Origin of the sequence: Pseudomonas edaphica (assembly GCF_965277385.1) — a bacterium.
In the GTDB taxonomy this organism is placed as follows: Bacteria; Pseudomonadota; Gammaproteobacteria; order Pseudomonadales; family Pseudomonadaceae; genus Aquipseudomonas; species Aquipseudomonas edaphica.
The window spans coordinates 1,314,736-1,338,937 of sequence record NZ_OZ255725.1 but is presented as its reverse complement, the minus strand read 5'-3'; the positions used below and the strand labels follow the sequence as shown (position 1 = coordinate 1,338,937).

The window sequence follows — 24,202 nt, the reverse complement described above, 5'->3', positions numbered from 1 at the left end:
AAGTGTTATGCCTTGGCCAGTAAAGACCCTGAGCTTTGCGCAATGACGCACAGCCACCGTGATGGAAACAGCAATGAACTGGACCTGGTTTCACAAGCTCGGCTCGCCCAAATGGTTTTACGGCATCAGCGGCAAATTGCTGCCGTGGTTGAGCATCGCCGCCATTTTGCTGATCGGCATCGGCCTGGTCTGGGGCCTGGCCTTCGCGCCGCCGGACTACCAGCAAGGCAACAGCTTTCGCATCATCTATATCCACGTGCCCGCCGCCATGCTGGCGCAGTCCTGCTATGTGATGCTGGCGGTGTGCGGCATCGTCGGGCTGGTGTGGAAGATGAAACTGGCCGACGTGGCCCTGCAATGCGCCGCGCCCATCGGCGCCTGGATGACCGCCGTGGCGCTGGTCACCGGCGCGATCTGGGGCAAACCCACCTGGGGTTCGTGGTGGGTGTGGGATGCGCGACTGACCTCCATGCTGATCCTGCTGTTCCTGTACTTCGGCCTCATCGCCCTGGGCAATGCCATCAGCAACCGCGACAGCGCGGCCAAAGCCTGTGCGGTGCTGGCGATTGTCGGCGTAATCAACATTCCGATCATCAAATACTCGGTGGAGTGGTGGAACACTCTGCACCAGGGCGCCACCTTCACCCTCACCGAAAAACCGGCGATGCCCGTGGAAATGTGGGCGCCGCTGCTGCTGATGGTGCTGGGGTTCTACTGCTTCTTCGGCGCCGTGCTGCTGATGCGCATGCGCCTCGAAGTGCTCAAGCGTGAAGCCCGCACCAGTTGGGTCAAGACCGAAGTGCAAAACAGCCTGGAAGCGCGCGGATGAACTTCAACTCGTTCAGTGAATTTCTCGCCATGGGCCATCACGGCCTGTATGTCTGGACGGCCTATGGCATCTGCCTGGCAGTGCTGGCCCTCAACGTTGCCGCGCCGATCCTGGCCCGCAAGCGTTACCTGCAACAAGAGGCGCGTCGTTTGCGCCGGGAGACCGATAAGTGAATCCGCTGCGTAGAAAGCGTCTGTTGATCATCCTCGCCATCATGGCCGGCGTCGGCATTGCCGTGACCCTGGCCCTGAGCGCCTTGCAGCAGAACATCAACCTGTTCTACACCCCGACCCAGATCGCCAATGGCGAAGCGCCTGTCGACACGCGCATCCGCGCCGGCGGCATGGTCGAGAAGGGCTCCTTGAAGCGTTCCGGTGATTCCCTTGACGTGACCTTTGTGGTCACCGACTTCAACAAAGCCGTGACCATCACCTATCGCGGCATCCTCCCGGACCTGTTCCGTGAAGGCCAGGGCATCGTCGCCCTGGGCAAGCTCAACGCCGACGGCGTGGTGGTGGCCGATGAAGTACTCGCCAAGCACGATGAGAAGTACATGCCGCCGGAAGTGACCAAGGCGTTGAAAGACAGCGGCCAATCGGCCCCAGCACCTGCCAAGGAGGGCTAAGCCATGACGTCCGCACTGTTTATTCCGGAGCTGGGCCAGTTGGCGATGATCCTCGCCCTGTGCTTCGCCATCGTCCAGGCCGTGGTGCCGTTGCTCGGCGCCTGGCGCGGCGACCGCCTGTGGATGAGCCTGGCGCAGCCGGCCGCCTGGGGCCAGTTTGCCTTTTTGGTGTTCGCGTTTGGCTGCCTGACCTACGCCTTTATGACCGACGACTTTTCCGTCGCCTATGTCGCCAATAACTCCAACAGCGCGCTGCCGTGGTACTACAAGTTCAGCGCCGTGTGGGGCGCCCACGAAGGTTCGTTGCTGCTGTGGGCCTTGATCCTTGGCGGCTGGACCTTTGCCGTATCGGTGTTCTCGCGCCAACTGCCGCAGGTCATGCTGGCCCGCGTGTTGGCGGTGATGGGCATGATCAGCATCGGCTTCCTGCTGTTTTTGATCATGACCTCCAACCCGTTCACGCGCATCCTGCCGCAGATCCCGATGGATGGGCATGACCTCAACCCGTTGTTGCAAGACATCGGCCTGATCGTGCACCCGCCGATGCTCTACATGGGCTACGTCGGTTTCTCCGTGGCCTTTGCGTTTGCCATCGCCGCCTTGCTCGGCGGGCGCCTCGATGCGGCCTGGGCGCGCTGGTCGCGGCCATGGACCATTGTGGCCTGGGCGTTCCTCGGTATCGGTATCACCCTCGGTTCGTGGTGGGCCTACTACGAACTCGGCTGGGGCGGCTGGTGGTTCTGGGACCCGGTGGAAAACGCCTCGTTCATGCCCTGGCTGGTCGGCACCGCGCTGATTCACTCGCTGGCCGTCACCGAAAAACGCGGCGTGTTCAAAAGCTGGACCGTGTTGCTGGCCATCGCCGCGTTTTCCCTCAGCCTGCTGGGTACTTTCCTGGTGCGTTCGGGCGTGTTGACCTCGGTGCATGCGTTTGCGTCCGACCCGGAGCGCGGCGTGTTCATCCTGATCTTCCTGCTGTTTGTAGTCGGCGGCTCGCTGACCCTGTTTGCGTTGCGCGCACCCGTGGTCAAGAGCCAGGTCGGCTTTAACCTGTGGTCGCGGGAAACCCTGCTGCTGGGCAATAACCTGGTGCTGGTGGTGGCCGCGTCGATGATCCTGCTCGGCACCCTGTACCCCTTGGTGCTGGACGCTTTGAGCGGCGCCAAGCTGTCCGTCGGCCCGCCGTACTTCAACGCGTTGTTTATCCCGTTGATGGGCCTGTTGATGGTGGTCATGGCCGTTGGTGTGCTGGTGCGCTGGAAAGACACACCGGTCAAATGGCTGGCCGGCATGCTGATGCCGGTGCTGCTGGGCAGCGTGGCCCTGGCAGTGATCGCCGGGTTCGCCTACGGCGATTTCAATTGGGCGGTGCTCGCCACCTTCCTGCTGGCTGCCTGGGTATTGCTCGCCGGTGTGCGCGACATCTTCGACAAGACCCGCCACAAGGGCCTGTTCAAAGGCTTGCCGACGTTGACCCGCAGCTACTGGGGCATGCAAGTCGCCCACATCGGCATCGCCGTGTGCGCCCTCGGCGTGGTGCTGTCCAGCCAGAACAGCGCCGAGCGCGACCTGCGTCTGGCGCCGGGTGAGTCCATGGACCTGGCCGGTTACCACTTCATCTTCGAAGGCGCCAAGCACTTCGAAGGCCCGAACTTCACGTCCGACAAAGGCACTGTTCGTGTCGTGCGCAACGGCAAGGAAGTGGCGGTGCTGCACCCGGAGAAACGCCTGTACACCGTGCAAAGCTCGATGATGACTGAAGCGGGTATCGACGCCGGTTTCACCCGTGACCTCTATGTGGCATTGGGTGAGCCGCTGGGCGACGGCGCCTGGGCGGTGCGCGTGCACGTCAAACCGTTTGTGCGCTGGATCTGGTTCGGCGGTTTGCTCACCGGTTTCGGCGGGTTGCTGGCCGCGCTGGACCGGCGTTATCGCGTCAAGATCAAAAGCCGTGTGCGTGAAGCCCTCGGCCTGCAAGGAGCGGCGGCATGAAGCGTTGGTTGATGGTGTTGCCGCTGGCGGCCTTTCTGGTGATGGCAGTGTTCTTGTATCGCGGCTTGTACCTCGATCCGGCCGAGTTGCCCTCGGCGATGATCGGCAAACCCTTCCCTGCGTTCAGCCTGAAGACCGTGCAGGGCGACAAAACCCTGACCCAGGCCGACCTGCTGGGCAAACCGGCGCTGGTCAATGTGTGGGGCACCTGGTGCATTTCCTGCCGCGTTGAACACCCGGTACTGAACAAACTGGCCGAGCAGGGCGTGGTGATCTACGGCATCAACTACAAGGACGACAATGCTGCCGCCTTGAAGTGGCTGGCCGAGTTCCATAACCCTTACCAGCTGGATATCCGCGATGAGGACGGCAACCTCGGTCTCAACCTCGGTGTATACGGCGCGCCGGAAACCTTCTTCATCGATGCCAAAGGCGTGATCCGCGACAAGTATGTTGGCGTGATCGACGAAGTGGTCTGGCGCGAGCAACTGGCCGCCAAGTACCAGGCACTGGTCGATGAGGCCAAGCCATGAAGCGTCTGTTAGCCGCTGCTGTGTTGGCACTTGGACTGGTTGGCGTCGCCCATGCGGCCATCGACACCTACGAGTTCGCGAAGGACGGTGACCGTGAGCGTTTTCGCGAACTGACCAAGGAACTGCGCTGCCCCAAGTGCCAGAACCAGGACATCGCCGACTCCAACGCCCCGATCGCCGCCGACCTGCGCAAAGAGATCTTCCGCATGCTGGGGGAGGGCAAGGACAACCAGCAGATCATCGACTTCATGGTCGACCGCTACGGTGATTTCGTGCGCTACAAACCGGCCCTCACCGGCAAGACTGCGCTGCTCTGGTTCGGCCCCGCCGGGCTGTTGCTGGCCGGTGTGGTGGTGATGGCCGTGATCGTGCGCCGTCGCCGCGCTGCGCCTACTGATGGTTCCGATGCGCTCTCCCCGGATGAACGCAAACGCCTCGACCAATTGCTGGACACCAAGACTGATGATTGATTTTTGGCTCGCAGCAGGGTTGCTGCTCCTGATTGCCCTGAGTTTCCTGTTGATCCCTGTACTGCGCGGCCGCCGTGCCCAGCGTGAAGAGGACCGCACCGCACTGAACGTGGCGCTCTACCAGGAACGCGTGGCCGAGCTGCAAGTGCAGCAGGACGAAGGCGTGCTGAATGCCGCCCAGCTCGACACCGGCCGTGCCGAGGCTGCGCGTGAGTTGCTGGCCGACACCGAAGGCGTAGAAAAGCCCCGCGAATCGCGCCTGGGCAAACCACTGCCGTTGTTGGCGGCGTTTCTCGTGCCGGTCCTGGGCGTTGCGCTGTACCTGCATTACGGAGCGAGCGACAAGGTCGAACTGACCCGCGAATTCTCCCAGCCGCCGGTGTCGATGCAAGACATGACCCGCCGCCTGGAGCGCGCCGCCGCCGCCCAGCCTGACTCGGCGGAAGGCTTGTACTTCCTCGGTCGCGCTTACATGGCTCAGGACCGTTCCGCCGATGCCGCGAAAATCTTCGAGCGCACCGTCGCACTCGCCGGGCGCCAGCCCGAGCTGCTCGGCCAATGGGCGCAGGCGCAGTACTTTGCCGACAATAAACAATGGTCGCCCAAGGTGCAGGCGCTGACCGATGAAGCCTTGAAGCTCGACCCCAAAGAAGTCACCAGCCTTGGCCTGCTGGGTATCGCCGCCTTTGAAGGCCAGCGTTATCAGGAAGCCATCGATTACTGGAACCGCCTGTTGGCCCAGTTGCCAGCGCAAGACAACTCCCGTGTCGCGCTGCAAGGTGGTATTGACCGCGCGGCCGAGAAGCTCAAGGAAAGCGGTGGCACCGTCGCGGTAAAAACCGTGATGAAAGTCCGTGTGGACCTGGCACCTGAGGTAAAGGCCAAAGCCCTGCCCACCGACAGCGTGTTCATCTTCGCCCGTGCGGTAAACGGCCCGCCGGCACCGCTGGCAGCCAAGCGTGTCACCGTGGCTGAACTGCCGGTTACCGTCGAACTGGGCGATGCGGACGCAATGATGCCGCAGTTGAAACTGTCGAACTTCCCCGAAGTCCAACTGGTTGCGCGCATATCCCGGGCCGGTCAGCCGACCACTGGCGAGTGGATCGGCCGCAGCCAACCTTTGGCCAGCACTACCACTGCGCTGCAGCAACTGACCATTGACACTCCGGACAAGTAAATCGAGGAAACGCCTATGACCGCATTTGCACGTATCACCTTGCTCAGCCTGGTATTGGGGCTGAGCGCTTGTGCGGTCCATCGGCCTCCCGCACCCACCGGCCCGACCATCCCACCGTCTGGCCCGTCGACCCAACCGAGCACCAAACCTTCCGGCCCGGTAACACCGCCGCCGAAACCTGTGCCAAGCAAATCGCCGACCTTCGCCCCTCCACCGGGCGCCGCCAGCCACTGGGACGGCAAGATGCAGGTGTATGTATTGGACGAACAGCCCGACACCTTCTACCGCCAACGCACCTACTACCGCTGGAGCAACGGCTGGAGCCGCTCCATCAGCCCGAACGGGCCGTGGGAAGACACCGATGTGCATGGCGTGCCGCCGGGCTTGAGCAAGCAGTACGCGCAATAACAAAAGGCGACCTCAGGGTCGCCTTTTTCATTCCCGACTTGAAATGCAATCCCCTGTGGGAGCTGGCTTGCCTGCGATAGCGGTACACCTGCTGGCTAGGTATTGCCTGGTCCACCGCCATCGCGGGCAAGCCCGCTCCCACAGTTTTGATCTCCATTTGATCTGAGATTTACGCCAGTTCTTGAATGCGGCGCGGCGCTCCGAGCCAGTGAATCACCCCAGCCACCACCCCCAACACCACCCCAAATTCCACAATCCCCACCCAACCAAACTGCGCCATCAACCACCCACTCACCGTCGCCCCAACCGCTCCACCCACAAACGTCGCGGTCATATACAAACTGTTAATCCGCCCCTGCGCCTTGGGGTCCACCGCAAACGCCCGCGTCTGATTGGCCACCAACCCGGCCTGCACACCGATATCCAGCACGATCACGCCCAGCACCAGCAAGATCAGCGAGGTCTGCGCCCCCGCCAGCAGCAAAAACGCCAAGGTCACAATCCCCACGCTGGCCCCGATCACCTTGCGACAACCCAGTTTGTCTGCCGCCCGGCCGCCATACGACGCTGCGAACGCACCCACCGCGCCGATAATTCCGAAACCACCGGCCCAGGCACTGCCCAGCTGCCACGGCCCATTGGCGAGCAACCCGGCCAAATTCACCCAAAACGCGTTGAAGCACGCCCACAACAACGCCTGCACCATCATTGATTGCCGAATCGGGCTGTTATCGCGCATCAACGGCCACAGCGATGCCAGCAGCCGCGGATAAGACAGATTGGTACTCGGCACGCCCGGCGGCAGTAGCCTGGCTGCGATGAACCAGACCGGAATCATGAACGCCGCCTCCATGGCGTACACCGCCCGCCAGCCATACGCCTCACCGACCACACCACTTATGGTGCGGCCGAGCAAAATCCCCAACATGATCCCGCTGACCACCGTGCCCACATTGCGCCCGCGTTCGTGGGGCTGCGACATCACTGCCGCAAAGGGCACCAGTTGCTGCGGAACGCAACACACCACGCCCAGCCCGAAAGAGGCGCCGATCAACGCCCAGATACTCGGCGCAAAAGCCGCCGCCAAGGCAAAGCAGAACGCCAGCGCAATCTGCCCGAGTACCAGCTTGCGCCGATCAAAGCGGTCGCCCATGGGCAATAAAAACGCCAACCCGGTGGCAAACCCCAGCAAGGCCGCGCCTGCCACCAGGTTGACCGTCGACACTGCGACGCCCATGTCCGAGGCGATCAACGGCAGCACCGGCTGGGTGCAGTAAATGTTGGTGACCACCGCGCCGGCGATCACCGCCATCATGATGATCTTGCCTCGCGGCGGTGCATTCTCGGATGTCATGGCGTTTGCCTCATGTCGCTGGGGGATGAGTCGCCAACCTTACGCAGTCGCGTTTATATCGATAATCCCCTAGGATCGGTAATCATCCTTCCAAAAAATGATAGGGCGTTATGAACCGTCTTGAATCGATGTCGGTGTTTGTTGCGGTGGTGGAGGCGGGCAGCCTGTCGGCGGCTGCGCGCCAGTTGGGCATGCCGCTGGCCACCGTCAGCCGTAAAGTCGCGGAACTGGAAGCTCACCTGAAATCCCGGCTGCTGCACCGCACCACGCGGCAGTTGTCGCTGACGGACGTGGGCGCTTCCTATCTGGCGGCGTGCCGGCGGATCCTCGAAGAGATCGGCGAAGCCGAGCGGGCCGCCACCGGCGAATATGCCGTGCCCAAAGGCGAGCTCACGGTGACCGCGCCCATCGTGTTCGGGCGCCTGCATATCGTGCCGGTGGTGGCGGAGTTTCTGGCGCAATACCCCGAGATCAGCGTCAACCTGATGCTCACCGACCGCGTAGTACACCTGATGGAAGAACAGTGCGATGTGGCCGTGCGCATTGGTGACCTGCCGGACAGTTCGCTCAAGGCGCTGCAAGTCGGCACGGTGCGGCGGGTGGTGTGTGCCAGCCCTCGCTATTTGCAAACCCATGGCGAACCGACCACGCCGCAGGCGCTGACGGACCACAGTTGCATCACCTTTGAAGTGCTGTCCTCGGTGGGCGCCTGGGTGTTTGGGGCGGGTAAAGCGCAACAGGCCGTGCCCGTGCATTCGCGGCTGTCGGTAAACATGGCGGAAGCGGCGATCACGGCGGCAACACTGGGTGTTGGCGTGATTCGGGTGCTGTCGTATCAAGTGGCGGACGCAGTGCAAAAGGGTGATTTGCAGGTGGTGTTGCAGCCCTATGAATCAGCGGCATTGCCCATCAGCCTGGTGCATAAAGGGCAGGCGCCATTGCCGTTGAAAGTGCGCGCCTTCCTAGATTTCGTCACCCCGCGACTGCGCGTGCGTGACGCAAATATCCCCTGATGTACGCGGACGCAATGTGGGAGCTGGCTTGTCGGATCGCAGGCAAGCCAGCTCCCACACTAGATCGCCTCAGCCATCAGGCCACGGGGCACTCCCGATTCAGCGCTTGATCCACCAACAACTGCGCAATCTCAACCATCTGCACCACCGCCAGCACCTGCTTGCGGCTTGATCCATCCAGGTGCTCGGCACAGTCGTAGGCACACACCGTCGCCGATTCCAGCATCTCGCTGGCATTGCTCAAGGCAACTTCGGTACTGAGGCCGGGGCGGACGGTGAAGATGAGGTTCTTTGTGGTTTGTGAGGTTTCATCCAAGGTAGATGATATTGGGTTAGGCGTTACTTTTTTCATACGGACGCTCCGTGAATTATGAAAAAAGCGCTCACTTCTGTGGGCGCTAATGCGCCTGGATCATTCGGGCTTCCACACCCGGCCGTTGATTTTGCAACGACTCGAGAAGGTTAGCTGTGAGCTTTGCTCGGACGCAACCCGAAAACTTTGTAGGGCATGTCCTAACAAGAGGGCAGCTAAAAAGGGTGAGCCATACGCAGGTTAGTCGACCGGGGAATGGGAAACCCGGCAGGGGCTTGGCCCTCCTGCGTATGGCTCGGTCAACATAATGCAGAGCGGTTAACTGACTGGGCGTAGGGAAAGTCTTGTTCAGCTTTGGTTATCACCAAGCCTCTCTATCAATGTAGTCAGCGCGCCCTTAAAGATTGGGTGCCATTCATGGGTAAGTTCACTGCTCAATGGGTGCCAGAAAAATCGAAATTCATGGCCTCCATCATCTTCAGCAAAATGGGTCCAGGTATCCGCAAGCTCTACCGAAGCCCGGCATTGGTGAAACGCCCAGGTATGGCCGGTGATCTCTGAATGCCAGGTGCCCAAGCCCCGTATTACGCTGCCGTTTATTCCGGACTCTTCGCGCAGTTCTCGGATGGCGGCGGCCTCTGTGGTTTCGCCTGGCTCTACGCTGCCCTTGACCAGTTGGAAACCGGCGAGGGGGTGTTCGAAGGCCAGGATTTCCAAAGTCTGTCTTGTTCGCAGTACGACGGGGCAAGCCTTGGCGATGATCATTGAGGTTTGTCTTCCATGTTTTGGGACAATTTATATGGGCGTGAAGCAATCGCAGGAACATTGAATACCTTAAGGCAAGCCAAGCCCCTGTGGCGAGGGAGCAAGCTCCCTCGCCACAGGGGATTGTGGTGGCTTTGCAACCTTTCACAAAACCTTCATCAATCCGCCCCCCGCCAGTCATGTGCAAGTAATAGCACTGACACCTCCCGCGCCTACTGTCGTTTGAACTCAACCGCAGCCCTTGTGTGGCTGTTCAGACCAGACAGAGAAGCCCATGACTCACGCTATCCATGTCGATCACTTGAACAAGACCTTTGCGAAGAAGTCCGCATTGGTCGACCTCGAACTCACCATTGCCGCAGGTGAGATGGTCGCGCTGATTGGCGCTTCCGGTTCCGGCAAGTCCACGTTGTTGCGCCATTTGGCGGGCCTGGCCTGTTGCGACAAGAGCAACGGCGGCAGCGTCAAGGTGCTGGGCCGGGAGGTGCAGGCCAGTGGACGCTTGAATGGCAAGGTGCGGCGGTTGCGCGCAGACATCGGCTACATCTTCCAGCAGTTCAACCTGGTCAACCGCCTGAGCGTGCTCGACAACGTATTGCTCGGCTGCCTGGGCCGTATGCCGCGCTGGCGCGGCAACCTCGGTTTGTTCAATGCCGAGGAAAAGGCGTTTGCCCTCGAATCCCTCGCCCGCGTGGGCTTGGCCGACCTGGCCGGGCAGCGTGCTTCGACCTTGTCCGGCGGCCAGCAGCAGCGCGTGGCGATTGCCCGTGCATTGACCCAGCGCGCCGAAGTCATCCTCGCTGACGAGCCTATTGCCTCGCTGGACCCGGAGTCGGCGCGCAAGGTCATGGAGATCCTCGCCGACATCAACCGCCGCGACGGCAAGACCGTGGTGGTGACCCTGCATCAAGTCGATTACGCCATGCGTTATTGCCCGCGTGCCGTGGCCCTTAAAGGCGGCCGCATTCATTTCGACGGGCAGGGCAGCGCCATGAGCAGCCAGTTCCTCAATGATTTGTACGGTGCCGACGTCGACACCAGCCTGATGTTTTCCGACCACACCCGCACAGCCGTCGCCACGCCTCGGCTGGCCATGGCGCGCGCTTGAAACCCTACTCACGACCCACAGGAATCCCGTCCATGTTGAACCGTATCGGCCACGTGTTTCTGTCTGCGGTGTTGCTGGCCGGCGCCGCCATGGGCACTGCCCAGGCCGCCGACAAAACCATCAACTTCGGCATCATGTCCACCGAGTCTTCGCAGAACCTCAAGAGCATCTGGCAGCCGTTTTTGGATGACATGCACAAGAAGACCGGCCTGACCATCAACGCCACCTTCGCCTCCGACTACGCCGGCTTGATCCAGGGCATGCGCTTTAACAAGGTCGACGTGGCCTGGCTCGGCAACAAGGTCGCGATGGAAGCGGTGGACCGTTCCAACGGCGAGATCTTCGCCCAGACCGCCGCCGCCAACGGCGCCGCCGGTTACTGGAGCGTGCTGATCGTGCGCAAGGACAGCCCGATCAACAACGTCGACGACATGCTCAAGAACGCCAAGAACCTGACCTTCGGCAACGGTGACCCGAACTCCACCTCGGGCTACCTGGTGCCGGGCTACTACGTGTTCGCCAAGAACCATGTGGATGCCGCCACCGCGTTCAAACGCACGCTCAACTCCAGCCATGAAGTCAACGCACTCAGCGTGGCCAAGGGGCAGTTGGACGTGGCCACCTTCAACACCGAAAGCTGGGACCGCCTGGAAGTCACCCAGCCGGACAAAGCCGCAATGCTCAAGGTGATCTGGAAATCGCCGCTGATTCCGGCCGACCCGATGGTGTGGAGCAAGGCGCTGACGGACAGCGAAAAAACCAAGATCCGTGATTTCTTCGCCCACTACGGCGACACCGATGAAGAGAAAGCGGTGCTGAAGAACATGCAACTGGGCAAGTTCCTCGCCTCCAACGACGACCAGCTATTGCCGATCCGCCAGCTGGAGCTGTTCAAGCAGCGCACCACCATCAGTGCAGACAACAAGCTTGAGGCAGCCGACAAGGCCAAGAAGCTCGCCGACATCGATGCGGACCTGGCCAAGCTGCAACAGCGCATCTCCGAGCTGGACAAGAAGACCGCAGCAAACGGCTAACCCCTGTGGGAGCGGGCTTGCCCGCGATCGCGGTGTATCAGCCAACAAATTTGTAACTGACAGACCGCTATCGCAGCGGTGCGGCGATCCGACAAGCCAGCTCCCACATTTTGATCGAGGACAACCATGACGACTTTACATGCTGAAGCAGTGGGTAAAAGAACCTGGCCGCAATACCTCGGCTGGGGCCTGTTCCTGGTCCTGCTGGCCTGGGCCTGGCACGGCGCCGAGATGAACCCGCTGGCGCTGTACCGCGATTCCGGAAACATGGCGACCTTCGCCGCCGACTTCTTCCCGCCCGACTTCCACGAATGGCGCTCCTACCTCAAGGAGATGATCGTCACCGTACAAATCGCCCTGTGGGGCACGGTGCTGGCCATCGTCTGCTCGGTGCCGCTGGGCATCTTGTGCGCCGACAACATCACCCCGTGGTGGGTCCACCAACCGCTGCGCCGCGTGATGGATGCCTTCCGCTCCATCAATGAAATGGTGTTCGCGATGTTGTTCGTGGTCGCCGTCGGCCTCGGTCCTTTCGCCGGTGTTTTGGCCTTGTGGATCAGCACCACCGGCGTGCTCGCCAAGCTGTTTGCCGAAGCCGTCGAGGCCATCGACCCCGGCCCGGTAGAAGGCGTGCGAGCCACCGGCGCGAGTGCTTTGCAGGAGGTGATCTACGGCGTGATCCCGCAGGTCATGCCGCTGTGGGTGAGCTACGCGCTGTACCGCTTCGAAGCCAATGTGCGCTCGGCCACCGTAGTGGGCATGGTCGGCGCCGGCGGGATCGGCGTGATCCTCTGGGAAAACATCCGCGCCTTCCAGTTCGTACAAACCTGCGCGGTGCTGCTGGTGATCATCGTGGTGGTGAGCGGTATCGACGTGCTGTCCCAACGCCTGCGCAAGCAGTTCATCTGACGCCGGAGGGGTGCCCACGCGGCGCTTTTTTTAAGCATGCAGTTGTCTAGACAAGATGAGCCGGTGTACCGCGAACTCGCGGATATCCTGCGCCGTGAATTGAGTAGCTACCAGGCCGGTGACTTCCTGCCCGGCGAGGTGCACATGGCCGAGCGCTTTGGCGTCAACCGCCACACCTTGCGCCGCGCCATCGACGAGTTGGTGTTCGAAGGCAGCCTGCTGCGCCGTCAGGGCAAGGGCACCCAGGTGCTCGACCGCCCGCTGATTTACTCGATGGGCGCCGAGACCTCCTACAGCCAATCGCTGTCGGCCCAGGGCGTCGGTGTGCAGGCGGTGTTGCTCAAACGCCGCTACTGCTACGCCAGCCGTGACGAAGCCGAGCATTTGGGCATCGCCGAGATGGCGCCGATGATCGAGCTGCAAACCCTGCGCAAGCTTGATCACCAGCCCGTCAGCCTGATCCGTCATCGCTACTGCGCCAGCCGTGCGCCGTTGCTGGCGGATTACAACGGCGGCTCCCTGCGCCAGTACCTGCGTGAACGAGCGCTGCCGCTGACCCGCACCCAAAGCCTGATCGGTGCGCGTCTGCCCAACCGTGATGAAGCCGCGCTGCTGATGATGCCTCGGCACTTGCCGGCCCTCACGGTGTTTACCCTTTCCTGCGATCGCGATGGCCGCCCGGTGGAGCTGGCGCAGTCCACCAGCCGTTCGGATCGCTTCCAGTACCAAGTGGTGACTTGAATGATGAGTGTGTCCCCGCGACAACATTGGATCGGCGTATTAGCCCGCGCCCAGCTCAATGAATTGCAACCCTTTGAGTCCGCCTTGAAGGATGCCGAATACCAACTGATCCGCGCCCCGGAAATCGGCATGACCCTGGTACGCGGGCGCATGGGCGGTGACGGCGCAGCCTTCAACGTCGGTGAAATGAGCGTGACCCGCTGCGTGGTGCGCCTGGCCGACGGCCGTACCGGCTACAGCTACCTGGCCGGGCGCGACAAGCTGCATGCCGAGTTGGCCGCGTTGGCGGACGCCCATCTGCAAGGCACGCAACCGAGCCTGTGGCTCAGCGACTTGATCACCTCCCTGGCCACTGCCCAAGCCAAACGCCGCGCCGAAAAAGAAGCCGACACCGCTGCCACCAAGGTCGAGTTCTTCACCCTGGTGCGAGGAGAAAACTGATGAACGCTCAACTGTTGCAACCGGCGTTTGTCGAGCCGGTGCTGGATGCCCAGCGTGGTTTTCGTGCTGCCCTCAAGGCGTTGGCCGAACCCGGTTTGATCCAGCATCTGCCCTCGGCGCCACGCCTCGACGGCCTGGCGCCTGCTACTTACGCGCTGTGCCTGGCCCTGCTGGATATGGACACGCCGCTGTGGCTGGCGCCGAGCTTCGACACGCCGCTGATCCGCGCCAACCTGGCCTTCCACTGCGGTTGCCCGCTCACCGATAAACGCGAAGACGCGGTGTTCGCGCTGCTCGGCGAGCAAGACCTGCTCGACCTCGGCGGCTTCGACCACGGCAACGACCGTTACCCGGATCAGTCCTGCACCTTGCTCGTGCAGCTTACCGACCTGGAATCCGGTCGCGGCCTGCACTGGCGCGGCCCAGGGATCAAAACCCAGCGCCTGGTCAACCTGCCGGTGCCGCAAGCCTTCTGGCAAGAGCGCCAACGCCGTGAAGCTTTCCCGCGTGGCCTGGACCTGGTGTTCACCGCCGGCCACCACCTGATCGGCCTGCCGCGCAGCAGCCGTATTGCACAGGAGCACGCCTGATGTACGTAGCCGTCAAAGGTGGCGAACAGGCCATCGACAATGCCCACCGCCTGCTGGCGAAAAAACGCCGGGGCGATACGGCCATTCCTGAGTTGAGCGTGAGGCAGATCCGCGAGCAATTGCCGCTGGCGGTGGCGCGGGTGATGACCGAAGGCTCGTTGTTCGACGAAGAGCTGGCTGCGCTGGCAATCAAGCAGTCAGCAGGGGATTTGGTCGAGGCGATCTTCCTGCTGCGCGCCTACCGCACCACGCTGCCGCGTTTCAGCCCGAGCCTGCCGATTGATACGTCGCAGATGTGCTTGAGCCGACGTTTGTCGGCCACGTTCAAGGACGTGCCCGGCGGCCAACTGCTCGGCCCGACCTTCGACTACACCCACCGCCTGCTGGATTTTTCGCTGCTGGCCGAAGGTCAATACCCAGGCCCGCAGACCACGAAGGATGCGCAAATTGACGCCTGCCCTCGGGTGCTCGGTTTGCTCGCCAAAGAAGGTTTGATCAAAAACGAAGCCGACGACAACGCCAGCGTCGCCGACATTACCCGCGACCCGTTGGAATACCCGGCCAGCCGCGCCGAGCGCCTGCAAGCCCTGGCTCGTGGCGACGAGGGTTTCCTGCTCGCGCTGGGCTATTCGACCCAACGCGGTTACGGCCGCAACCACCCGTTTGCCGGTGAGATTCGCATCGGCGACGTCGAGGTGTGGATCGACCCCGAAGAGCTGGGCTTTCCCATCTGCCTGGGCAGCATCGAAGTCACCGAGTGCGAGATGGTCAACCAGTTTGTCGGCTCGGCCACTGAGCTTGCGCAGTTCACCCGTGGTTACGGCCTGGCGTTCGGGCATGCGGAGCGCAAGGCCATGGGCATGGCGCTGGTCGACCGCTCGCTGCGCGCCGGGGAATACAACGAAGAAATCATCTCACCGGCCCAGCGCGAAGAGTTTGTGCTGGCCCATTGCGACAACGTCGAGGCGGCGGGGTTTGTTTCGCACCTCAAATTGCCTCACTACGTGGACTTCCAGTCCGAGCTGGAACTGATCCGCAAACTGCGCCAACCGGCCGAGGGCAACCGCCATGAATGACTTGACCCTACCGGCTGTGCGCGACCCGGCGTACAACTTCGCCTACCTCGACGAACAGACCAAACGCATGATCCGCCGCGCCTTGCTCAAGGCCGTGGCGATTCCCGGTTACCAAGTGCCGTTTGGCGGCCGCGAAATGCCGTTGCCTTACGGCTGGGGCACCGGCGGCATGCAATTGACCGCCGCGATCCTCGGTGATGATGACGTGCTCAAGGTGATCGACCAGGGCGCCGACGACACCACCAACGCCGTGTCGATTCGGCGCTTTTTCGCCCGCACGGCGGGGGTTGCCACCACTGAAGCGACGCCCGATGCCAGCGTGATCCAGACCCGCCACCGCATCCCGGAAACGGCGCTGCAGGCCGGTCAGATCATGGTTTACCAGGTGCCGATCCCCGAGCCGCTGCGCTTTATCGAACCCTCGGAAACCGAGACCCGCACCATGCACGCCCTCAATGACTACGGGGTGATGCACGTCAAACTCTACGAAGACATCGCCACCTTCGGCCATATCGCCACCAGCTACGCCTACCCGGTGATGGTCGATGAGCGCTACGTGATGGACCCGTCGCCGATCCCCAAATTCGACAACCCCAAACTCGACATGAGCCCGGCGCTGATGTTGTTCGGCGCCGGTCGCGAAAAGCGCCTGTACGCGGTGCCGCCGTACACCCGGGTCACCAGCCTGGACTTCGAAGACCATCCGTTCGAAGTGCAGCAGTGGGAACACAACTGCGCCATCTGCGGCAGCCACGATTCCTTCCTCGACGAGCTGATTCTCGACGACGCGGGAACCCAGAGTTTTGTGTGTTCCGACACCTGGTATTGCGCCCAACGGGTCAAGGAGAACAACCAGTGAGCCAGCCTTTGCTTCAAGTACGTGACCTGTCGTTGCTTTACGGCCCGGAGAAGGGCTGCCAGGGCGTCAGCTTTGATCTTTACCCGGGTGAAGTGCTGGGGATTGTCGGCGAATCCGGCTCAGGTAAATCCACCTTGCTCTCGCTGCTGAGCGGCCGTTTACCGCCGCAAGCGGGCAGCATCGGCTATCGCAGCAAGGACGGCGAATGGCTGGATTTGTACAGCTCCAGCGAAGCCGAGCGCCGCACCTTGCTGCGCACCGAGTGGGGCTTTGTCGAGCAGAACCCACGGGACGGCCTGCGCATGGGCGTGTCGGCCGGTGCCAACATCGGCGAACGCCTGATGGCCCAAGGAGTGCGCAACTATGCGCAACTGCGCGGCGCCGGTCTGGATTGGCTCGGCCAGGTGGAAATCGACCCGCAGCGCATCGACGATTTGCCGCGCACCTTCTCGGGCGGCATGCAGCAGCGCCTGCAAATCGCCCGCAACCTCGTCTCCAGCCCGCGCCTGGTATTCATGGACGAACCCACCGGCGGCCTGGATGTGTCGGTGCAAGCGCGCCTGCTCGACCTGTTGCGCGGCCTGGTACGTGAGCTGGATCTGGCGGTGGTGATCGTCACCCACGACCTGGCCGTTGCACGTTTGCTCGCCGACCGCCTGATGGTGATGCGCCGCTCCCATGTGGTGGAAACCGGGCTCACTGACCAGATCCTCGACGATCCACAGCACCCTTACTCTCAACTGCTGGTGTCTTCGGTATTGCAGCCATGACAAATGCCTTGATCGAGGTCCGTGACCTCTCGAAAACCTTCACCCTGCATCAGCAACACGGCGTGGTGCTTAACGTGTTGCGCGGTGTGGCGTTCAGTGTGCAGGGCGGTGAGTGCCTGGTGCTGCATGGCCAGTCCGGCGCGGGTAAAAGCACCTTGCTACGTACCCTGTACGGCAACTACCTGCCGGCGGGCGGCAGTATTCGTGTGCAGCATGCCGGTGAGTGGCTGGAGCTGGTCGGCGCCGAGCCGCGTGACATTCTTCAGGTGCGTCAGCAGACCCTCGGTTACGTCAGCCAGTTTCTGCGCGTCATCCCCCGCGTGGCCTGCCTGGACGTGGTGATGGAGCCGGCCCTGGCGCGTGGCTGGTCGAAGGCCGATGCGCAAGCCCGCGCCGAACAGTTGCTCACGCGTCTGAACATCCCGCAGCGCTTGTGGCAATTGGCGCCCGGCACGTTCTCCGGTGGCGAACAACAGCGCGTCAATATCGCCCGGGGCTTCATGGTCGCCTGGCCGGTGATGTTGCTGGACGAGCCCACCGCGTCCCTGGACGACAGCAACCGCCAGGTGGTGCTGGAACTGATGAACGAAGCCAAGGCCGCCGGCGCGGCGCTGATCGGCATCTTCCACGACCGCGCCGCCCGTGAAGCGGTCGCCGACCGCCATTTCGACATGACCCCTGCAGCCGTTGCCGAAGAGGAATACGCCCATGCCCGCTGAACAGATCCTCACCCATGCCCAGGTCGTCACGGCTGAGCGCATGTTCCTGGGCACGGTGGTGCTGCGCGACGGCAAGATTGTCGACCTCGCCGAAGGCCGCAGCCAGTTGCCCCAGGCCCAGGACCTGGGCGGCGATTGCCTGTTGCCGGGCCTGGTAGAGCTGCACACCGACAACCTGGAAAAACACATGACCCCGCGCCCAGGCGTGGATTGGCCGTCGATCTCGGCGGTGCTCAGCCATGATGCGCAAATCATCGCGGCGGGGATCACTACAGTGTTCGACGCGGTGTCCATCGGCGATGTGAACCCCAAGGGCAACCGCATGAAAAAGCTGCCGGCGATGCTCGACGCGATCGCCCAGGCTGAAGACGCCGGCCTGACCCGCGCCGAACACCACCTGCACCTGCGCTGCGAGCTGTGCCACCCGGACACCCTCAGCGTGTTCCGCGACCTGGTGGAAAACCCGCTGGTGCGCCTGGTGTCGGTGATGGACCATTCGCCGGGCCAGCGACAGTTCGTGCTCGAATCCAAGTACCGTGAGTACTACATGGGCAAGTACCACCTCAACGACGAAACCATGGACGCGTTTATCGTGCTGCAAATGGCCAATTCCAAGCAATACAGCGACCGCTATCGCGCCGCCATTGTTGCGCATTGCCTGGAGCGCGGCCTGTCGGTGGCCAGCCATGACGACGCGACGCTGGCGCATGTGGAGGAGTCGGCGGGCTATGGCATGACCATTGCTGAATTCCCCACCACGCTGGAGGCGGCCAAGGGCTGCCAGGCGCTGAACATGAAAGTGCTGATGGGCGCGCCGAACGTGGTGCGCGGCGGGTCGCACTCGGGTAATGTGGCCGCCGCCGGCCTGGCTGCCGAGGGATTGCTGGATATACTTTCCAGTGATTACTACCCGGCCAGCCTGTTGCAGGCGGCGTTTGTGCTGGCCGATCAACAGGACGGCGGCGACCTGTCGCGGGCCGTCAAGATGATCAGCCTGGCGCCTGCACAAGCGGCGGGCCTCAATGATCGCGGTGAAATTGCCATTGGCCTGCGAGCGGATTTGGTGCAAGCCCGCCGCTGCGAGGGGCTTCCTGTGGTGCAACAAGTCTGGCGACAAGCGAAGAGGGTGTTTTGATGGCAGGCAGGTTGATCTATCTCATCGGGCCATCCGGTTCGGGCAAGGACAGCCTGCTGGATGCCGCACGCCCGCGCTTGGCCGAGCGCGGCTGCCGCATTGTGCGCCGGGTGATCACCCGCTCGCCGGAAGCGGTGGGCGAGGCCGCACAAGGGGTGAGCCCGGAACAGTTCGCCGCGCTGCTGGCCGAGGGCGCGTTTGCCCTCAGTTGGCAGGCCAATGGCTTGTGGTATGGCATTCCCAAGGCCATCGACGAATGGCTGGCGGCGGGGGACGATGTGCTGGTCAATGGTTCGCGTGCGCACCTGGCACAAACCCGCGAGCGCTATCCGAGCTTGCTGGTATTGCTGTTGACGGTGGATCAGGCCGTATTGCGCCAGCGCCTGATGGCACGCGGGCGCGAGTCCCAGGCCGATATCGAGGAACGCCTGGCGCGCAATACGCGGTTCACCGCCGATTTGATCGCGGGTAATGGCGCCGGCTTGTTTGTGCTCGACAATTCCGGCCCGCTGGAAAACACCGTCGAGCGCTTGCTGTGCTGCCTCGATCACGGGCATACCGCATGCGCCTGACCTTGCTGGGCACTGGTGACGCGCGGCAAGTTCCGGTGTATGGCTGCGAGTGCGCGGCGTGCGGTTTGGCGCGCACCGATGCCAGCCTGCGCCGCCGCCCGTGCAGCGCGCTGATCGAGTGCGGCGACCAGCGCTGGTTAATCGACAGCGGCTTGCCCGACCTCTGTGAACGCTTCCCGCCGCGCAGCTTCAACGGGATTTTGCAGACGCACTATCACGCCGATCATGCGCAGGGTTTGTTGCACCTGCGCTGGGGCCAGGGCTTGATCATTCCGGTACACGGCCCCGCCGACCCGGAGGGTTTGTCCGACCTCTACAAACATCCGGGCATTCTCGATTTCAGCCAGCCGTTTGCCGAGTTTGAAACACGGCAGTTTGGTGAGCTGAGCGTCACTGCATTGCCGTTGCAACATTCAAAACCGACCTTGGGTTATCTGCTGGAAGGCGAGGGGCGGCGCATCGCCTACCTCACCGACACGGTGGGTTTGCCGCCGGCCACGCTGGCCTGGTTGCAACGGGAGCCGTTGGACGTGTTGGTGCTCGACTGCTCCATGCCGCCGCAGCCGCAAGCGCCGCGTAACCACAATGACCTGACGTTGGCGTTGCAGAGCATTGAGGAGACGGGTGCGCAGTTGGGCGTTTTGACCCATGTGGGGCACACCTTGGATGCGTGGCTGCTGGAGCACCGACGCGAGTTGCCACGGCATGTGACGGTGGCCTGGGATGGCCGGATTATTTGAACACCGCATAACCCTGTGGGAGCTGGCTTGCCTGCGATGCAGGCACCTCGGTGTATCAGGCACACCCAGTTGATGCCATCGCAGGCAAGCCAGCTCCCACAGAAAAGCAGCTCTTCAGTGCATGCAAATCCGCCGCCGACCAATCAACTGTGGGAGCGAGCAAGCTCCCACATTTAGACTGTGTTGCATCAGGTAGATAGGCTTTTGCTTTGCACTTGATCTGGCTCTTGCTTCAACCACTCGACTCCAAAGCGCGCTGCAAACGCCTTGCGCCCCTTGGCCGTGACCCCCAGCGCGCGGCTGTCCAGATCCTGGGTCACCCACCCGCGATGGATCACGCACTGCAAAAAACCTGCGCCCAATGCCCCGGCCAAATGCGGGCGGCGCATGCTCCAGTCCAGGCAGGCACAGGCGAAACGCCGACGTTGCGCGCGCAACGCAGGCATATCCAGCCCCAACGCGATCATTGCGGTTTCGCCGGGGGCCGTCAGTGCATAGGTGCCGTCGCCAACCAGCCAACCAGAGGCGATGAAATGGTCGTGCAGGTGCACCGCCAGCGTGCCGGCCATGTGGTCGTAGCAGGTGCGTGCGAGCTGCAGGCGGTTGGGCGTGCTGGGGACAAATGCCTGGGCGGTGTTGCGGCTGATCACCATCAACCCTTCGATGGCCTGGGCCACGTGTGCGCCGGCGAGGCTGTAGTAGCGGTGTCGGCCCTGGGTGTGCAGCTTGAGCAGGCCATCGTCCTTGAGCCTGGCCAAGTGGGCGCTGGCCGTCGAGGTGCTGACGCCGGCAATCACGGCCATCTCGGTACTGGTGCGCGCATGGCCATCCATCAGCGCGCAGAGCATTTTTGTGCGCGCAGGCTCTGCTATCGCCCCGGCGATTTGTGAGAGTGCCGCGTCATCATCAAAGGCGTTCATATTTCGTTCCTGAACGAATCATTGCCGCGTGGGAGGGCCGATAGTAACGCTTCTTTAAGCACAGGACGTCCCGGATGACACCGCTGCAAGCCGCTACCCATGTTGATCCCTATCCGTATTACGCAAGCCTGCGTCGCCATGAAGAGCTGCTGTTCGATGCCGAGCTGGGCCTGTGGGTCGCCAGCCGCGCCAAGACGGTGGAGGCGGTGTTGGCACACCCGGATTGTCGCGTACGCCCATTGCATGAGCCGGTGCCCAAGGCGCTTGCACAGGGCGCGGCAGGACAGGTTTTTGCGCGGTTGATGCGCATGAACGAAGGCCCGGCGCATCGATGCCCGCGGGCGGCGATTGAACCCGCGTTGGCAGCGGTGGAGGCGTCGGCCATTGCTGAACGGGTCGCTCGGTTGATCGACAGCGTGCAGACCCTGGATGCGCTGATGTTTACCTTGCCCGTCTCGGTGGTCGCGTCGCTGCTGGGATGCCCGGCGCCACAGCTGGCGTGTGTCGCCGGGCTAACGCGGGCGTTTGTCGCCGGCCTTTCACCGCTGAGCAGTGAAGCGCAGTTGTGCAATGCGCAGGCCGGCGCGTCGCAGTTGCAGCAGATGTTTTGTGCGGTGTTGGAAGAAACAGCGCTGCTGGCTCATATCCGCAGTGGCAACTGGGAAAGTGCGCAGGTATTGACGGCCAATTTGATCGGCCTGCTGTCGCAGACCTGCGAAGCCAGCGCCGGGTTGATCGGCAACTCACTGGTGATGCTCGCGCGCCAACCTGACCTGGTGGCGCAGATTATGCGCACCCCAACCCTCGCCACGGCGCTGGTGGAAGAAGTGGCTCGTTACGATTCACCGGTGCAAAACACACGGCGATTCGTGGCGGCGCGCTGCACCATCGGCAACCGGGTGTTGGCCGCGGGAGAGAGTGTTTTAGTCCTGCTGGCGTCGGCCAATCGGGACGCCGAGGCCAACCCCAATCCTGACAGCTTCTTGTTGGAGCGCGCGCAACGGCGCCTGTTCAGCTTTGGTATAGGGCGCCATCAGTGCCCAGGCCAACAGATGGCGTTGACGATCGCCGCGCAAGCGCTTTTGGCCTTGCTGCGTCATCAGCCCGATTTGCTGGCTGACGCTGGCCGGTTTTGCTACTGGCCCTCGCTTAACGGTCGTATCCCCAGGTTCAGTGCTGCGTCGCCAAGCCAGTAACCCTTCTGCATTTCAATATTCAGCAAAACACCCGCCAGTCCGACCAACAAAAACTGTGCTTGAGTAAAGATAACTCTAGGGTTATTTTTATTCAGGCCAAGCCAAGGAGGCTGGGGTGCAAAGCAGGTTATTGATCAAGGAGCTGCAAGAGGCGGGTTGGGTGCTGGATCGGGTCACGGGCAGTCATCATGTTTTTACCCACCGCTATAACCCGTACACGATCCCGGTGCCTCATCCCAAAAAGGACCTGCCTATGGGCACGGTCCGCAGCATCAGAAAGCGCGCCGGGCTGTTTCAGTTTTAAGGAGAGCATGCATGCAATACCCAATGTGTATCGAATGGGGCGATGACTTCACCGCCACCGGTATCCAGATCCCCGATATTCCAGGCGCGGTCACCGCCGGGGACAGTTTTGAAGAGGCGTATAACGCAGCGGTAGAAATCGCCCACATCCTGCTGCAAGAGATCGCGGCCGAAGGCGGGGTGATTCCGATGCCGACGTCAGTGGCCAACCACCATGCCCACGAAGATTACGCAGGCATGGGCTGGGGGATGCTGGAGTTGGATATCTCGCCCTATCTGGGCAAGACCGAAAAGGTCAATGTGACCTTGCCCGGTTATGTCATTCAGCGCATCGACCGCTATGTGCGCGAGCACAAGGTCAAAAGCCGCTCGTCGTTTCTGGCGGATGCGGCGTTGGAGAAGTTGGTGCGTTCCTAAGCGGTAGCCACCTCGGCCTGGCGCGAAGCACCCAGGAACCGCAACAACGCCACCAGCGGGAACGCACTGCCCACCAGCATCACGCCCAGCCAGCCGCCGTGTTCATACACGCTGCTGGCAATCGCCGAGCCGAAGGCGCCGCCGATGAAGATGCTGGTCATGTACAGCGCGTTCAGGCGGCTGCGGCTGTTGGCGTCGAGGGCGTAGATGGTGCGTTGGCCGAGGACCATGTTCATCTGCACGCAGAAGTCCAGGACCACGCCGGTCACCGCCAGGCCGATCACGCTGTACAACGGGTGCACAAAGGCTGGCAGAAAACTCAACGCGGCAAACAGCATGGCCAGCAGTGAAGCGCGGTGCGTGTGCCCGGCATCGGCCAGGCGCCCGGCGATAGGCGCGGCGATCGCGCCCAGAGCGCCGACCAGGGCAAACAGGGCGATTTCGCTTTGGCTCAGGCCGTGGTTACGCGCCAGCTCCAACGGTGCAGCGGTCCAAAATAGGCTGAAAGTGGCGAACATGCAGCCTTGGTAGAAGGCGCGCTGACGCAGTAGCGGTTGCTTGCGCAGCAAGGTGCCCAGCGAGCCCAACAGTTGGCCGTAACTGGCGCTGTGGTCGGGTTGGCGCTTGGGGATAGTCAGCATCAGCACGGCACTGATAAACACCATCACCGCGGCCGCCGCCATGAACATCGCACGCCAGCCAAAGTGGTCAGCCACCAGGCTGGACACCGGCCGCGCCAGCAGGATGCCCAGCAACAGGCCGCCCATGATGCTGCCGACTACACGGCCTCGGGACTCGGCGGGCGCCAGATGCGCGGCCAGCGGGATAAGAATCTGCACCGAGACGGAACTGAAGCCGATCAGCAACGACACAAGCAGTAACACATTCGGCTGCTCGGCAAACGCCGCACCCAGTAGGCTGGCGATGGCCACCAGGTTGGTGATGATCATCAGCTTGCGGTTTTCCAGCAGGTCGCCCAGCGGCACCAGAAAGAACAGGCCCAGGGCATAGCCGATTTGCGTGAGTGAGACGATCAGGCTCGCCAGTGCCGGGGTCAGGCCGATGTCCGGCGCGATCAACTCGATGATCGGCTGGGCGTAGTAGATATTGGCAACAATGGCGCCGCAACAGAACGCAAACAGCATCACCATGCCTCGGGTCATGGTGCTTGAAGCGTGTGAGGTAGCGGTCAT

The 24,202-nt window shown here is 62.3% G+C and carries 30 protein-coding genes; 25 read left to right on the top strand and 5 right to left on the bottom strand.

The genetic code is table 11. The features are described from left to right. Positions 1–73: 73 nt before the first annotated feature. The 8 genes from ACQY47_RS05845 to ACQY47_RS05810 are packed head-to-tail and all read left to right on the top strand — an operon-like array spanning position 74 to position 6,034. Positions 74–829 carry a heme ABC transporter permease gene (locus ACQY47_RS05845; RefSeq protein ID WP_138451783.1) on the top strand — a complete coding sequence of 252 codons (756 nt, stop codon included), beginning with the start codon at positions 74–76 and terminating at the stop codon, positions 827–829. Then, on the top strand, positions 826–1,002 hold the full coding sequence (gene ccmD, locus ACQY47_RS05840; protein WP_017136196.1) for a heme exporter protein CcmD: 177 nt from the start codon (positions 826–828) through the stop codon (positions 1,000–1,002). Before ACQY47_RS05845 ends, ccmD begins: the two co-directional genes overlap by 4 nt. Next, a complete protein-coding gene (gene ccmE / locus ACQY47_RS05835; protein ID WP_017136197.1) occupies positions 999–1,454 on the top strand; it encodes a cytochrome c maturation protein CcmE in 456 nt (151 codons plus the stop codon). Before ccmD ends, ccmE begins: the two co-directional genes overlap by 4 nt. 3 nt (positions 1,455–1,457) lie before the next feature. Further along, on the top strand, positions 1,458–3,446 hold the full coding sequence (locus ACQY47_RS05830; protein WP_428556450.1) for a heme lyase CcmF/NrfE family subunit: 1,989 nt from the start codon (positions 1,458–1,460) through the stop codon (positions 3,444–3,446). Next, positions 3,443–3,979 carry a DsbE family thiol:disulfide interchange protein gene (locus ACQY47_RS05825; RefSeq protein ID WP_017136199.1) on the top strand — a complete coding sequence of 179 codons (537 nt, stop codon included), beginning with the start codon at positions 3,443–3,445 and terminating at the stop codon, positions 3,977–3,979. Before ACQY47_RS05830 ends, ACQY47_RS05825 begins: the two co-directional genes overlap by 4 nt. Next, complete coding sequence (locus ACQY47_RS05820) at positions 3,976–4,449, top strand: cytochrome c-type biogenesis protein (protein WP_017136200.1); 474 nt, start codon at positions 3,976–3,978, stop codon at positions 4,447–4,449. The genes ACQY47_RS05825 and ACQY47_RS05820 overlap by 4 nt, the downstream gene beginning before the upstream one ends. Next, positions 4,442–5,626: a c-type cytochrome biogenesis protein CcmI gene (gene ccmI, locus ACQY47_RS05815; RefSeq protein WP_428556445.1), complete on the top strand. Its 1,185-nt coding sequence runs from the start codon at positions 4,442–4,444 to the stop codon at positions 5,624–5,626. The genes ACQY47_RS05820 and ccmI overlap by 8 nt, the downstream gene beginning before the upstream one ends. Before the next feature lie 15 nt (positions 5,627–5,641). Beyond that, positions 5,642–6,034, top strand: coding sequence for a hypothetical protein (locus ACQY47_RS05810; RefSeq protein ID WP_138451785.1), 393 nt, complete (start codon positions 5,642–5,644; stop codon positions 6,032–6,034). Positions 6,035–6,203: 169 nt separating this feature from the next. Here ACQY47_RS05810 and ACQY47_RS05805 read toward each other — a convergent pair whose 3' ends face one another. Next, positions 6,204–7,388: an MFS transporter gene (locus ACQY47_RS05805; protein ID WP_428556442.1), complete on the bottom strand. Its 1,185-nt coding sequence runs from the start codon at positions 7,386–7,388 to the stop codon at positions 6,204–6,206. Positions 7,389–7,498: 110 nt separating this feature from the next. Here ACQY47_RS05805 and ACQY47_RS05800 point away from each other — a divergent pair, with 110 nt between their 5' ends. After that, positions 7,499–8,401, top strand: coding sequence for a LysR family transcriptional regulator (locus ACQY47_RS05800; protein ID WP_428556439.1), 903 nt, complete (start codon positions 7,499–7,501; stop codon positions 8,399–8,401). Between the two features lie 76 nt (positions 8,402–8,477). Here ACQY47_RS05800 and ACQY47_RS05795 read toward each other — a convergent pair whose 3' ends face one another. Then, positions 8,478–8,753: a DUF6124 family protein gene (locus ACQY47_RS05795; RefSeq protein ID WP_428556436.1), complete on the bottom strand. Its 276-nt coding sequence runs from the start codon at positions 8,751–8,753 to the stop codon at positions 8,478–8,480. Between the two features lie 309 nt (positions 8,754–9,062). Further along, positions 9,063–9,479 (bottom strand): NUDIX hydrolase, encoded by a 417-nt coding sequence (locus ACQY47_RS05790; RefSeq protein ID WP_428556433.1) that lies wholly within the window; start codon positions 9,477–9,479, stop codon positions 9,063–9,065. A gap of 274 nt (positions 9,480–9,753) precedes the next feature. Between ACQY47_RS05790 and phnC the strand changes: the two genes are divergently transcribed. From phnC to phnP, 13 genes are all read left to right on the top strand, one after another. Further along, a complete protein-coding gene (phnC, locus tag ACQY47_RS05785; RefSeq protein WP_017136206.1) occupies positions 9,754–10,587 on the top strand; it encodes a phosphonate ABC transporter ATP-binding protein in 834 nt (277 codons plus the stop codon). A 32-nt stretch (positions 10,588–10,619) separates the two neighbouring features. Beyond that, positions 10,620–11,621, top strand: a complete 1,002-nt coding sequence (gene phnD, locus ACQY47_RS05780; RefSeq protein WP_428556430.1) for a phosphonate ABC transporter substrate-binding protein — start codon at positions 10,620–10,622, stop codon at positions 11,619–11,621. Between the two features lie 126 nt (positions 11,622–11,747). Next, the gene (gene phnE, locus ACQY47_RS05775) at positions 11,748–12,530 is read left to right on the top strand and encodes a phosphonate ABC transporter, permease protein PhnE (RefSeq protein WP_056857139.1); all 783 of its coding nucleotides are present in this window, start codon (positions 11,748–11,750) and stop codon (positions 12,528–12,530) included. Positions 12,531–12,566: 36 nt separating this feature from the next. Beyond that, on the top strand, positions 12,567–13,271 hold the full coding sequence (phnF, locus tag ACQY47_RS05770; RefSeq protein WP_169985717.1) for a phosphonate metabolism transcriptional regulator PhnF: 705 nt from the start codon (positions 12,567–12,569) through the stop codon (positions 13,269–13,271). Positions 13,272–13,274: 3 nt separating this feature from the next. After that, positions 13,275–13,712 carry a phosphonate C-P lyase system protein PhnG gene (phnG, locus tag ACQY47_RS05765; protein ID WP_428557344.1) on the top strand — a complete coding sequence of 146 codons (438 nt, stop codon included), beginning with the start codon at positions 13,275–13,277 and terminating at the stop codon, positions 13,710–13,712. Continuing rightward, positions 13,712–14,302: a phosphonate C-P lyase system protein PhnH gene (gene phnH, locus ACQY47_RS05760; protein WP_017136211.1), complete on the top strand. Its 591-nt coding sequence runs from the start codon at positions 13,712–13,714 to the stop codon at positions 14,300–14,302. Before phnG ends, phnH begins: the two co-directional genes overlap by 1 nt. Further along, a complete protein-coding gene (locus tag ACQY47_RS05755) occupies positions 14,302–15,378 on the top strand; it encodes a carbon-phosphorus lyase complex subunit PhnI (protein ID WP_428556425.1) in 1,077 nt (358 codons plus the stop codon). Before phnH ends, ACQY47_RS05755 begins: the two co-directional genes overlap by 1 nt. Next, positions 15,371–16,237 (top strand): alpha-D-ribose 1-methylphosphonate 5-phosphate C-P-lyase PhnJ, encoded by an 867-nt coding sequence (locus tag ACQY47_RS05750; protein WP_017136213.1) that lies wholly within the window; start codon positions 15,371–15,373, stop codon positions 16,235–16,237. The genes ACQY47_RS05755 and ACQY47_RS05750 overlap by 8 nt, the downstream gene beginning before the upstream one ends. Next, positions 16,198–17,007 carry a phosphonate C-P lyase system protein PhnK gene (gene phnK / locus ACQY47_RS05745; protein ID WP_428557343.1) on the top strand — a complete coding sequence of 270 codons (810 nt, stop codon included), beginning with the start codon at positions 16,198–16,200 and terminating at the stop codon, positions 17,005–17,007. The genes ACQY47_RS05750 and phnK overlap by 40 nt, the downstream gene beginning before the upstream one ends. Further along, positions 17,004–17,726 (top strand): phosphonate C-P lyase system protein PhnL, encoded by a 723-nt coding sequence (gene phnL / locus ACQY47_RS05740; protein ID WP_428556422.1) that lies wholly within the window; start codon positions 17,004–17,006, stop codon positions 17,724–17,726. Before phnK ends, phnL begins: the two co-directional genes overlap by 4 nt. Then, a complete protein-coding gene (locus ACQY47_RS05735) occupies positions 17,716–18,861 on the top strand; it encodes an alpha-D-ribose 1-methylphosphonate 5-triphosphate diphosphatase (protein ID WP_236461856.1) in 1,146 nt (381 codons plus the stop codon). The genes phnL and ACQY47_RS05735 overlap by 11 nt, the downstream gene beginning before the upstream one ends. Continuing rightward, a complete protein-coding gene (gene phnN, locus ACQY47_RS05730; RefSeq protein WP_428556419.1) occupies positions 18,861–19,433 on the top strand; it encodes a phosphonate metabolism protein/1,5-bisphosphokinase (PRPP-forming) PhnN in 573 nt (190 codons plus the stop codon). The genes ACQY47_RS05735 and phnN overlap by 1 nt, the downstream gene beginning before the upstream one ends. Continuing rightward, a complete protein-coding gene (gene phnP / locus ACQY47_RS05725; protein ID WP_428556416.1) occupies positions 19,424–20,173 on the top strand; it encodes a phosphonate metabolism protein PhnP in 750 nt (249 codons plus the stop codon). Before phnN ends, phnP begins: the two co-directional genes overlap by 10 nt. A gap of 188 nt (positions 20,174–20,361) precedes the next feature. Here the strand turns inward: phnP and ACQY47_RS05720 are convergent, their stop codons facing one another. Continuing rightward, a complete protein-coding gene (locus tag ACQY47_RS05720) occupies positions 20,362–21,093 on the bottom strand; it encodes an ArsR/SmtB family transcription factor (RefSeq protein WP_138453468.1) in 732 nt (243 codons plus the stop codon). Positions 21,094–21,167: 74 nt separating this feature from the next. Here ACQY47_RS05720 and ACQY47_RS05715 point away from each other — a divergent pair, with 74 nt between their 5' ends. From ACQY47_RS05715 to ACQY47_RS05705, 3 genes are all read left to right on the top strand, one after another. After that, entirely contained in the window at positions 21,168–22,289 is a 1,122-nt protein-coding gene (locus ACQY47_RS05715; RefSeq protein ID WP_428556412.1) for a cytochrome P450, read from the top strand. Between the two features lie 115 nt (positions 22,290–22,404). Next, positions 22,405–22,593 carry a type II toxin-antitoxin system HicA family toxin gene (locus tag ACQY47_RS05710; protein WP_305458716.1) on the top strand — a complete coding sequence of 63 codons (189 nt, stop codon included), beginning with the start codon at positions 22,405–22,407 and terminating at the stop codon, positions 22,591–22,593. 11 nt (positions 22,594–22,604) lie between these two features. Beyond that, on the top strand, positions 22,605–23,009 hold the full coding sequence (locus ACQY47_RS05705) for a type II toxin-antitoxin system HicB family antitoxin (RefSeq protein WP_099489991.1): 405 nt from the start codon (positions 22,605–22,607) through the stop codon (positions 23,007–23,009). On the opposite strand, the gene ACQY47_RS05700 is transcribed toward ACQY47_RS05705, so the two are convergent. Then, a complete protein-coding gene (locus ACQY47_RS05700) occupies positions 23,006–24,202 on the bottom strand; it encodes an MFS transporter (RefSeq protein WP_428556407.1) in 1,197 nt (398 codons plus the stop codon). The two genes, ACQY47_RS05705 and ACQY47_RS05700, sit on opposite strands and share 4 nt — an antisense overlap.